The sequence below is a fragment of the Rhodothermales bacterium genome (genome assembly GCA_034439735.1).
Taxonomy (GTDB): domain Bacteria; phylum Bacteroidota; class Rhodothermia; order Rhodothermales; family JAHQVL01; genus JAWKNW01.
Genome location: JAWXAX010000263.1, coordinates 1 through 11,027, shown reverse-complemented (window position 1 = coordinate 11,027; position 11,027 = coordinate 1). Strand labels below are relative to the sequence as shown.

The window sequence follows — 11,027 nt, the reverse complement described above, 5'->3', positions numbered from 1 at the left end:
GGGCAAAAGGGAAAGGGCAAAAGGGAAAGGGCAAAAGGGAAAGGGCAAAAGGGAAAGGGCAAAAGGGCAAATCGTGTGTTTGGGGCTGGAGTGGTTCTGCGCGGCGAGGTTGGGCGCGGGGCGTCCGGCTGTGAAGATTTGATCGCGGCTGCCGGCTGTCGCTCCTCCATCTTAAATTAAGACAAAAGACTCCGAAGTACATGATTCTCTCCAAAAGCGCCGAATACGGCATTCGCGCCATCCTTTATCTGGTAGCGCTCGGGCAACAAGGCCACGTCTCCATACGGAAATTGAGCGACGACCTGGGTATTTCGTTTCACTTCCTGACGAAGATCTTCCAGAAGCTGACCGAGGCGGGGCTGCTGCACTCACTCAAGGGGCCACATGGCGGTGTACGTCTGGCGAAGCTGGCCAGCGCCATCCCCGTGCGCGACCTCGTCGTGGCGATCGATGGGGATGGTGTGTTCACGCAGTGTGTGCTCGGCCTGCCGGCGTGTGGCCGCGACAACCCCTGCCCCCTCCACCAGCAGTGGGCGCCCCAGCGTGGACAGATCGAGGCGATGTTCGGCCAGACCACCCTCGCCGACCTGGCGGCCGATATCAACAAGCTGGGCCTCCGCCTCAGCGCCGCACCCAATGTGTAACGCGCAACGTTCAACGCCCCGACAATGAAGAACTCATGAGATCCCCCACACCTCTTGACCTCGGTGCATTTCTGCCCGATCTTAATAAAAGACAAAAGAGTCCGCTATACGAAATGATCTCCAGACGATGCACATATAGCCTCCAGTCCCTGGTCTACCTGACACGGGAGCCGAGCGAGCGGTATGTCCCGATGCGGCAGATCAGTGAATCGTTGTCGATTCCGGCGTCGTATCTGGCCAAGATTCTGTCCGACCTGGCCGGCCGCCACTTTATAAAGACCCGAAAAGGGGCCCAGGGTGGCGCGATGCTTCTGGCCGATCCGGTGACGTTGAGCGTGCGGGACGTAGTGCTGGCGATTGATGGCCCCGGTCTGTTCGAGTCGTGTATCCTCGGACTTCCTGGCTGCGGCCGGCAAGCGCCCTGCCCCATGCACCGCCCCTGGTCGAGTACCCGCAGCGCTCTCGAAAGCGGTTTCGCCACGCTGACGATCCAGGAGTTGGCCACGCTGATGGCCCAGAATACTACGCTAGGCTCTTTTTTTACCTTACTTTAAGACAAAATACTCTCTTATCCCCTATGACATCACACTCCGAATACCGCACCCTGCTCGCCGCGCGCCTCGTTTTGGTCGCGCTACTCCTCGCGCCCGCCGCCGGATGCGGTTCGGGCGACGGCGACGCTCCGGCGACACCGCCAGCCGCGACCCCCTCGTCCACGACTGGCGGCCTGACCGAGGCCCAGCTGACGAACGGCATTGGCCCGGTGACGCAGCTCACGCTCGGCCCGATCGATGCCGATCTGGCCCGTCGGGGCGAGGAGAGCTTCAAGATGAAGTGTATGGCCTGCCACAAGTTCGATGAGCGCTATGTGGGCCCAGCACTGGGCGATGTGCTGACGCGCCGCACGCCGGAGTACGTGATGAACATGATGCTCAACCCGGCCGAGATGGTTCAGAAACATCCCGAAGCGCGCGCCATGCTAGCCCAGTACATGACCCCGATGCCCAGCCAGAATCTAACGGAGGACGAGGCGCGCGCGCTGCTTGAGTATATGCGCACGGCCGCTGAAGAACCAGAAGAGGATGAGGAGAATGAAGAAACCAACGAATAACGCACTCCCCCAAACAGAATCCATTACACGTGCAAACACCATGAAAACCTACGCCAATCATCCGATCCTACTGGCAATCGCCGGCTTCGCGATCCTTGCCAGCGGCTTTGTAGCCTGCCAGACGGCCGGCCCGACGACGTCGTCCACCGACGCCGCGCAACAGGTGTATGTCGCCCCCGGCGAATACGACGAGTTTTACGCCTTCATGTCCGGCGGCTTCAGCGGCCAGCTGACTGTGCACGGCCTGCCGTCCGGCCGGCTGCTGAAAACCGTCCCGGTATTCTCCCAGCACGCCGAAAACGGCTGGGGCTATAACGAGGAAACGAAGCCGATGCTCATGACCTCACACGGCTTCGTACCCTGGGACGACGCGCACCATCCCGAGCTTTCGATGACCGCCGGCGTGCCGGACGGCCGCTGGATCTTTATCAACGGCAACAATACGCCGCGCGTGGCGCGCATCGACCTGACCACGTTCGAGACGACCGAGATCCTCGAGATCCCGAACTCCTCCGGCAACCACGGCTCACCGTTTATCACCCCGAACTCGGAGTACGTCGTCGCCACAACGCGCTTTTCGCTGCCGATCCCAAACCGGGACGTCTCGATTGACTCGTACGCCGAGAACTTCAAGGGCTCGTTGTCCTTCATCCGGGCGGACCGTCCCGGCGAAATGGACGTCGCGTTCCAGATCATCGTGCCGGGCTTCAACTACGACCTCGCGCACGCCGGCAAGGGGCCGTCGGACGGGTGGATGTTCTTCACGTCCTACAACTCGGAGCAGGCGCATACCCTGCTCGAGGTCAACGCCTCGCAGAACGACAAGGACTTCATCGCCGCGGTGAACTGGAAGCGGGCGGAGGAGTGCGTCGCCGCCGGCCAGACGCGGCAGATGCCTGCGCGGTATGCCCACAACCACATGGACGAGGCGTCACGCATTGTGCAGCACGAGATGAAAACGGCCGTGACCGTACTCGAATCGGGGAATTGCAGCGACATGGTCTACTTCCTGCCGACGCCGAAGTCGCCGCACGGCGTGGATGTCGACCCCTCCGGCGAATACATCGTGGCCGGCGGCAAGCTCGCGACGGTCATCCCGGTGCATTCGTTCACGAAGATGATCGCCGCGATCGCCAACAGCGATTTCGAGACGACGCTCGACGGCATCCCCGTGCTGAAGTACGAGTCGATCATCGCCGGCGAAGTGCAGGACCCGGGCCTCGGGCCGCTCCACACCGAATTCGACGGACGCGGCTTCGCCTACACGACCTCGTTCATCACCTCCGAAATTGTAAAATGGAGCCTCGAGACCTTCACCGTAGTGGACCGCATCCCCGTCTTCTACAGCGTTGGTCACCTGATGATACCGGGCGGCGACAGCCAGAAGCCATGGGGCAAGTACCTGGTCGCGCTCAACAAGATCACAAAGGATCGCTACCTCCCGACCGGACCCGAACTGGCCCACGCCGCGCAGCTGATCGACATCAGCGGCGACAAGATGCGGATCATCCTGGACTTCCCGACGATGGGCGAGCCGCACTACGCCCAGGGCATCGAAGCCAGCGTCATCAAGGACCGCCAGGTGCAGATCTACGCCCTCGAGGGCAACACGCACCCGCATGCCACGAAGAGCGAGGGGGATACCCGGATCGAGCGTCAGGGCGATGAGGTGCATGTCTACATGACCACCATCCGGAGCCATTTCTCGCCCGACAATATCGAGGGCGTCCGCGCCGGCGACAAGGTCTACTTCCACGTCACCAACCTGGAGCAGGACTGGGACGTCCCGCACGGCTTCGCCATCATGGGCATGAACACGGCCGAGTTGCTCATCATGCCGGGCGAAACGCGCACCCTCATCTGGGAGCCCAAAGAACCAGGCATTTACCCGTTCTACTGTACGGACTTCTGCTCGGCGCTGCACCAGGAGATGCAGGGGTACCTGCGCGTCTCCCCCGCCGGCAGCAACGTCCCGCTGGCGTACCATACAGGAGGCTGAGGGAAGGCAAAAGGGAAAAGGAAAAAGGCAAAGTGAAAAGTGAAATCGCTAATCGCTAACCTCGAATCGCTAATCGCTAATCAAGGACGGTATGGGCGCGAAGTACTCCCTGTACCCGGAGCCTCGCTCCCATGCCGTCCGCCATACAACCTCGCCATGAACTCGCGCACCCGCCTCATCCTTGCCGTTGCATCGCTTGCGCTGTTGGTGATGTATCTCGCACCCATCTGGAGCATTTCGCTCGAAGCGCCGCAATACCCGGAGGGGTTGGGGTTGGAGATCTGGATCGATACCATCAAAGGCCAGAGGGAGCACGACCTGAACAACATCAACAATCTCAATCACTACATCGGCATGAAGCGGATCGTGCCGGAGGCGATCCCCGAATTAAAGATGATGCCGTGGATCATCGGGGGGCTGGTGGCGCTGGGGCTGCTGGCGGCGGCGATCGGCCGGCCGTGGCTGCTGTACGGGTGGACGGGGCTGTTTCTGGCGATCGCCGTCGTGGGCCTGGTGGATTTTTACCTGTGGGAATACGACTACGGCCACAACCTGGACACGGTGAACGCGATCATCAAGATCCCGGGGATGAGCTACCAGCCGCCGCTGATCGGCTCGAAGCAGCTGCTCAACTTCACCGCCACCTCGTGGCCGGCATTGAGTGGGTGGATCGCCTTCGCGTCGCTAGGCGCCGGCCTCTACCTCTCCTACCTCCAGCTCCGCACCCGGAAACAAGCCGCGCCGGAGGTCGCCTGACATGCGTATCCCCTTCCTTCTCTTTCTCATTGCCGGCCTCGCCGGCTGCTCGCTGGATCCCCGGCCGCTCGACTACGGCCACGACCGCTGCACGCACTGCATGATGACCCTCACCGACCCGCGCTTCGGCGCCGAGCTGGTGACGCCGCAGGGCAAACGGCTCCCGTTCGATGCCATCGAATGCCTCGCCGCCTACGTCGCCGAGCAGAAGCCTGAGGTGCATGCGCTCTGGATGGTCGACTTCACCGCGCCGGAGGTATTGCGGCCGGCCGAAGAAATCATCCTCTACCGCAGCCCGTCCATTTCGAGTCCGATGGGGATGAACCTCGGCGCCTTCCCGACGGCCGAAGCGGCACGCCAGCAGGCGCCAGACGGCGAGGTACTCGGATGGGAAGAGGTGCTGCGGATCGCCGGCCGACCGGCCAGTACGTTGGATATCGTACACACCCCTAAGTGACGCACCGGCGGCCGCCATGAAACGCACCCTCTTCATCCTGCTCACCCTGGTCCTCGTCGGCGCTGTGTCCGCACAAACGCCGGTTCGGATCACCGCGCCGAACGACACCCTGACGACGATCGCCGAGGCCGTGCGGCGCGCGCCGGCCGGCAGCGAGGTGGTCGTCCGCGCCGGCGTGTGGCATGAGCAGCGCATCACGATCGACAAACCGCTGACGCTCGTCGGCGAGGTCGGCGCCGTGATCGACGGCGACGGCCAGCCGATCCTCCTCATCACCGCCGACAGCGTGGCCGTTCGAGGCCTCGTGTTTCGCAACGTCGCCACCAGTTTTGTCGAGGATCAGGCCGCCATCAAGCTCAACGAGGCGAGCCAGTGTGTGATCGAAGACAACCGGTTCGAGGACACGTTTTTCGGGATCTATCTGGCCCGTACCAGCCACTGCGCGATCCGCGGAAACGTCCTGGAAGGCCGGAAAGGCACCGAAACCCGCTCCGGCAACGGCATCCATCTCTGGTATTCGCGCTACATCACGATCACCGGCAACACCGTGCGCGGGCACCGGGATGGGATTTATCTGGAGTTCGTGGAGGACAGTGAGGTGCTGGACAACCTCAGCACCGGCAACCTGCGCTACGGGCTGCATTTCATGTTTTCGAACCGGTGTATCTATCGCCGCAACGCCCTGCTGGCCAACGGCGCCGGCGTGGCCGTCATGTACAGCAAAACCGTTGAGATGACCGCCAACCGCTTCGAGGACAACTGGGGGCCGGCGTCGTACGGGCTGCTATTGAAAGACATCACCGACAGCGCGATCCGCGGCAATACGTTCCGGCGCAACACGATCGGGATTTACGCCGAGGGGTCGAACCGGATGGCGATGGACGGCAACACCTTTGAGGGCAACGGCTGGGCGCTGAAGCTGATGGCGAACGCGACGGACAACACCATCACCGCGAACAACTTCATCGCCAACACCTTCGATGTCGCCACCAACAGCCGACAGAGCAACAGTACGTTCGCCGGCAACTACTGGGACAACTACACGGGGTACGACCTCGACCGCGACGGCGTGGGCGACGTCCCGTTCCGCCCCGTGCGCCTCTTTTCATTGCTCGTTGAGGCCAACGAGCCCTCCATCATCCTCTTGCGGAGCCTGTTCATCGACTTGCTGGACGCTGCCGAGCGCGTGTTGCCCTCGCTGACGCCCGAGACCCTCGTCGATGCTAGCCCCGCGCTACGCGCATTCCAATGATCGACATCGGAAAACCCATGATCCAGATCGATGGGATCGAAAAGCGATTCAGCAAGCACGATGTGTTGCGAGGCCTGAACCTGCCGATCGAGCGCCAGGAGATCACCGCCATCCTCGGCCATAATGGGTCGGGGAAGACGACGCTTATCAAGTGCATCCTCGGGCTCGTTCGCCCTACCGGAGGACGCATTTTCCTCGACGGACAGCGGCTCGACGCCGGCTGGGCATACCGCGAGCGGATCGGCTACATGCCTCAGATCGCTCGCTTCCCCGAGAACCTGCGCATGCGCGAACTGCTGACCCTCCTTCGGAACCTGCGTGGCAATCCCGTCGGCGTGGATGACGAGCTATTCGAGCTCTTCGGCCTCGAGCGCGATGTCGACAAGCCGATGCGCGCCCTCTCGGGCGGGACACGCCAGAAGATCAATGCCGTCATCGCCTTCCTCTTCCGGCCGGACATCCTGATTCTCGACGAGCCGACCGCCAGCCTGGACCCGATCGCCAGCAGTCTCCTCAAAGACAAGATCCGCCGCGAGCGGGACGCCGGCAAAACCGTCATCCTCACCTCCCACAATATCGGGGAGGTCGAGGCGCTGGCGGACACCATCGCGTTCCTGCTCGACGGCCGGGTGCACACCATGGGCCGGCAGCAGGCCATCAAGGACCGCACGGGCGAGAACGACCTCGAACGCGCCATCGCCCACCTGATGCAGGAGAAAGCCGCATGAACCCGCTCCGCACGATATTCGCGTATGCGTTGAACGACATCTCCCGCAGCAAGGGGTTGATCGCCTACGCCCTGTTTTTTGCCCTCAGCGGCGAGGCCCTGTTCCGGTTTGGCGGCGGGGGACGCGCGCTGTTGAGTCTGATGAATCTCTCGCTCCTTGTCATCCCGCTCGTGTGCATCGTCTTCGGGGCGATGTACCTGTATGCGGCGCGCGACTTCATGGAGCTGCTGCTGGCGCAGCCGATCAAACGGAGCCAGCTCTTCGGCGGCCTCTACCTGGGGCTGGCGCTGCCGCTCGCCGGCGCGTTTGCCGTGGGCGCCGGCGCCCCGTTACTCATCCACGCTCGGGAACTGGCCGGCTACGGCGCTCCGCTGGCGTTGTTGCTTGCGACTGGCGTGTTGCTGTCGTTTGTCTTCGTCGCCATCGCCTTTCTCTTCGCCATCGGATTCGATGAAAAGGTGAAAGGCCTCGCCGCGGCACTGGTCACCTGGTTGATGTTCGGCATCGTCTACGACGGCCTGATGCTGCTCGTCATACACCTCTACGCCGCCTACCCGCTCGAAATCCCGACGCTTGTCCTCACCCTCCTCAACCCACTCGACCTCGCCCGGGTGATGATGCTCCTGCAAGTCGACATCGCCGCCATGATGGGCTACACCGGCGCCGTGTTCGAGGCGTTTTTCGGAACCCCGATCGGGATGGTTGTGGCCGGGGTGATGCTGCTCCTGTGGATCGCGGGGCCGCTGGGGGTGAGTTATCGGCTGTTTCTCAGAAAAGACTTTTGAGTAGCGATTAGTGATTAGCGATTAGCGATTAGCGAATAAACGATTTGCGAATAGCGATTGCCCTGTCATCTCGACTGGAAACGCCTGCTTGCCGGCGGTGCAGCGGAGACACGAGCGAAGCGAATAAACCTCCTTATTCAGAGCAGTGCCAATCGACAGGAGGTCTCTCCGCTGCGGCCCGATAAATCGGGCCTGCGGTCGAGATGACATGATTTTTTTTTTAGCCATCGCCCTACAACCGCGTCAGGAATGGCCTCTCAGGCAATCGGGGCGCCGGCGGGTAGACTACCGGGTGACCTCTTCACCGGAAAGGGACTGCCATGCGAAGCATCATCCTCATCGTTCTCGTTCTCGCTGCCTGCGAGGTACCTGTTCCCGATAAAACCCCGGCGGCGGCCCCGGCCGGCCTCAGCGAGGCCCAGCTCGAACACGGCATCGGCCCGATTGAGCCGTTTGTATTGCCGGGCGTGAACTCGGCGCTGGCGGCGGAGGGCGAAAAGAGCTTCACACTGAAGTGCGCCTCGTGTCATCAGTGGGATACGCGGTTGGTAGGTCCGCCCCTGAGCGGTGTGCTCGAGCGCCGGGCGCCGGCGTTTGTGATGAACGTATTGCTCAACCCGGACGAAATGGGGAAGAAGCACCCCGAAATGATCGCGCAGCGGGAGGAGTACGGGGTGGCGATGCCAAACCAGTTTTTGTCTCGGGACGAGGCGCGGGGGATTCTGGAGTACATACGGGGAAAATAAGGGGCCGGCTCAACCGGGAACGAACCCTATCCGGCGCCTTACAAGGGGCCCGCTCAACTTCCTTCCCCGGCATGCCCCGTTTCTCCCCTCTCGCCTCTCTCTGCTTCCTCCTGACGCCCCTCGTGCTCGCCGGCTGCCTGCCGTCGTCGTGCAACCGGGTGGAGTCGCGCGCGCTGTTTCCGGCGGACTCCCTCTCGCGCGCCCTTGCCGGGGCCATCGCGGTTGATACGCTCGATGTCGTGTGGGAGACCGCCGGCCCGGAGGCGCTGCCGTTCGAATATCCCCGCACCGTGTTATTCGACGACGCCGGTGTGCTCCATGTGTCGGATGCGGAGGCCAACGCCGTACACGCCTTCGACGCCCAGGGCCAGCCGTTGTATCAGGTGCGGGATGACGACTTTCCGATCCCGTTCCTGGCCGGCGCCGCCGGCGACACGGTCGCCATCTTCAGCCCGACCCTCCGCGCCGTGCGTCTGCTCGTCGACCAGCAGGTCATCGCCACGATCCCGACCCCGTCGGACCTTCCCGAGAAGCAGCTGTTGCAATACGCCGCGTACGGTTCGGGTGGGCTGTACGTGAAGATCCTCGGCGAGGCCTACGAGAACTTCATCGGCCGGCTCGATGCCTCCGGCGCCATCCAGGAGCGATGGCCGCTAGAGGGGCCGATCTGGCGCTATTCGGGCAAACTCGTCGCCACCGAAGACACCCTGCTGAGCGCCTGCGGGTACCGGCCCGTGCTGGATCGCATCCCCCCCCTCGCGGCCCGCGACACGCTTGCCCTGGTCGGTTTCGACTCCCCGATGCTGGCCCGCAGCCGCTCCTTCCTGCTCGGCGACCTGTACGACCCGCCGCTGCTCACCCCGAGCATGGCCGTCGCCGGCGACCGCATTTTTGTCCTGAACATCCGCCCGGGATGGCTGTTGATCGATGTGTACGACCTTGCCGGCCGGCTCCAGCGCCGGCTCGTGCAGCAGGCGCCGGTATTCGCCCAGTCCTTTTACCCCGTCGACCTCGCCGCCCACCCCAACGGCGACGGATTCGACATCGCCGTCGTCTACGTGGAGCCGCAGCCATGGCTTGCGCTCTATCGCTGGGCTACAGCCTTCGAGTAAGGGGGGCAACAGGAGAACTGCTCTTTGCCTTGATCTCGTCATCCCCAACTTGATTGGGGATCCATACAAGACCGGCTGGTTGTATGGATCCCCGTTTTCACGGGGAGGACGAGATGAGGGTGGCGCGATTTTTAACAGTCTCTGAACCGCACACGCTGAATCTCACCTGCTTCATGACTTCTTCCCGCCTGACCGACATCCACACCTTCGGACAACTCAAGGCATCCGGCTACCGGGTGATCGGGGTGAAGGACGAGTTGCGTAAGAACCTGATCGCCCGGCTGCGAAAGGGCGAACGGGTCTTCCCCGGGATCATCGGATTCGACACGACCGTCATCCCCCAGATCCAGAACGCCATCCTGGGCCGGCACGACCTCATCCTGCTCGGCCTGCGCGGCCAGGCGAAGAGCCGCATCATCCGCATGCTGCCGCAGTTGCTGGACGAATACATACCCTTCGTCCGCGGCAGCGAGGTGAACGACGATCCGTTTAACCCGATCTCCAAGTTCGCCCGCAACCTGATCGCCGCAAAAGGAGACGACACGCCTATCGACTGGCTGCACCGTGACGAGCGGTACAACGAAAAGCTGGCGACGCCGGACACTACGATCGCCGACCTCATCGGCGACATCGACCCGATCAAGGCCGCCAACCTCCGACTGACGTATGCCGACGAGGAGGTGATCCATTTCGGCATCATCCCCCGCACCAACCGGGGTTTGTTCGCGATCAACGAGCTGCCCGACCTCCAGCCGCGCATCCAGGTCGGCCTGCTCAACATTATGGAGGAGCAGGATATCCAGATCCGCGGGTTCAACGTCCGCTTCCCGCTCGATGTGATGATGATCTTCTCGGCCAACCCCGAGGACTACACGAACCGCGGAAGCATCATCACCCCGCTGAAGGACCGGATCGACAGCCAGATCATTACCCATTACCCGAAAACGATCGAGATCGGCGTCCAGATTACGTCGCAGGAGGCATGGCAGGAACGCGGCGAGGGGGTGAAGGTGCATGTGCCGGCGTATTTCCGCGAAATCGTCGAGCAAATCGCCTTCGAGGCGCGTGCGAGCGAATACGTTGACCAGAAATCCGGCGTCTCCGTCCGCCTCACCCGGGCGGCGCTCGAGGACCTCATCTCCGCCGCCGAGCGGCGGGCGCTGGTGAATGGCGAGACCGAGACGACCGTCCGGATCAGCGACTTCATCTCGGTGGAGCCGGCGATCACCGGGAAGGTCGAACTGGTGTATGAAGGAGAGCAGGAAGGCGCGCAGAACGTCGCCCGCCTGCTGATCGGCCGGTCGATCAAGACCATCTTCACCACCTACTTCCCGGACCCCGGCGACAAAAAGACGGGGCGGTCGCCCTATCAGGCGCTGCTCACCTGGTTCACCCAGGGCAACAATCTGGTGATCAACCCGGATATGCCGTTCGAGG

Annotated in this window: 12 protein-coding genes; all 12 read left to right on the top strand. The window is 62.6% G+C overall.

From position 1 onward, the window contains the following. Positions 1 to 200: 200 nt before the first annotated feature. Positions 201 to 644 carry an Rrf2 family transcriptional regulator gene (locus SH809_18580; GenBank protein MDZ4701725.1) on the top strand — a complete coding sequence of 148 codons (444 nt, stop codon included), beginning with the start codon at positions 201 to 203 and terminating at the stop codon, positions 642 to 644. A gap of 113 nt (positions 645 to 757) precedes the next feature. After that, entirely contained in the window at positions 758 to 1,198 is a 441-nt protein-coding gene (locus SH809_18575; protein ID MDZ4701724.1) for an Rrf2 family transcriptional regulator, read from the top strand. Positions 1,199 to 1,221: 23 nt separating this feature from the next. Continuing rightward, a complete protein-coding gene (locus SH809_18570; GenBank protein ID MDZ4701723.1) occupies positions 1,222 to 1,755 on the top strand; it encodes a cytochrome c in 534 nt (177 codons plus the stop codon). Positions 1,756 to 1,795: 40 nt separating this feature from the next. Further along, complete coding sequence (gene nosZ / locus SH809_18565; GenBank protein ID MDZ4701722.1) at positions 1,796 to 3,754, top strand: Sec-dependent nitrous-oxide reductase; 1,959 nt, start codon at positions 1,796 to 1,798, stop codon at positions 3,752 to 3,754. Positions 3,755 to 3,910: 156 nt separating this feature from the next. After that, positions 3,911 to 4,510, top strand: a complete 600-nt coding sequence (locus SH809_18560) for a hypothetical protein (protein ID MDZ4701721.1) — start codon at positions 3,911 to 3,913, stop codon at positions 4,508 to 4,510. 1 nt (position 4,511) lies between these two features. Beyond that, on the top strand, positions 4,512 to 4,967 hold the full coding sequence (locus tag SH809_18555) for a hypothetical protein (protein MDZ4701720.1): 456 nt from the start codon (positions 4,512 to 4,514) through the stop codon (positions 4,965 to 4,967). A 16-nt stretch (positions 4,968 to 4,983) separates the two neighbouring features. Then, positions 4,984 to 6,219, top strand: coding sequence for a nitrous oxide reductase family maturation protein NosD (locus SH809_18550; GenBank protein MDZ4701719.1), 1,236 nt, complete (start codon positions 4,984 to 4,986; stop codon positions 6,217 to 6,219). Beyond that, positions 6,216 to 6,947 (top strand): ABC transporter ATP-binding protein, encoded by a 732-nt coding sequence (locus SH809_18545; protein MDZ4701718.1) that lies wholly within the window; start codon positions 6,216 to 6,218, stop codon positions 6,945 to 6,947. The genes SH809_18550 and SH809_18545 overlap by 4 nt, the downstream gene beginning before the upstream one ends. Then, complete coding sequence (locus SH809_18540; protein ID MDZ4701717.1) at positions 6,944 to 7,732, top strand: ABC transporter permease subunit; 789 nt, start codon at positions 6,944 to 6,946, stop codon at positions 7,730 to 7,732. The genes SH809_18545 and SH809_18540 overlap by 4 nt, the downstream gene beginning before the upstream one ends. Before the next feature lie 320 nt (positions 7,733 to 8,052). Continuing rightward, entirely contained in the window at positions 8,053 to 8,478 is a 426-nt protein-coding gene (locus SH809_18535) for a cytochrome c (protein ID MDZ4701716.1), read from the top strand. Positions 8,479 to 8,549: 71 nt separating this feature from the next. Continuing rightward, on the top strand, positions 8,550 to 9,590 hold the full coding sequence (locus SH809_18530) for a hypothetical protein (protein MDZ4701715.1): 1,041 nt from the start codon (positions 8,550 to 8,552) through the stop codon (positions 9,588 to 9,590). Between the two features lie 173 nt (positions 9,591 to 9,763). Beyond that, on the top strand, positions 9,764 to 11,027 hold a 1,264-nt coding region (locus SH809_18525), incomplete at its 3' end, for a magnesium chelatase (GenBank protein ID MDZ4701714.1).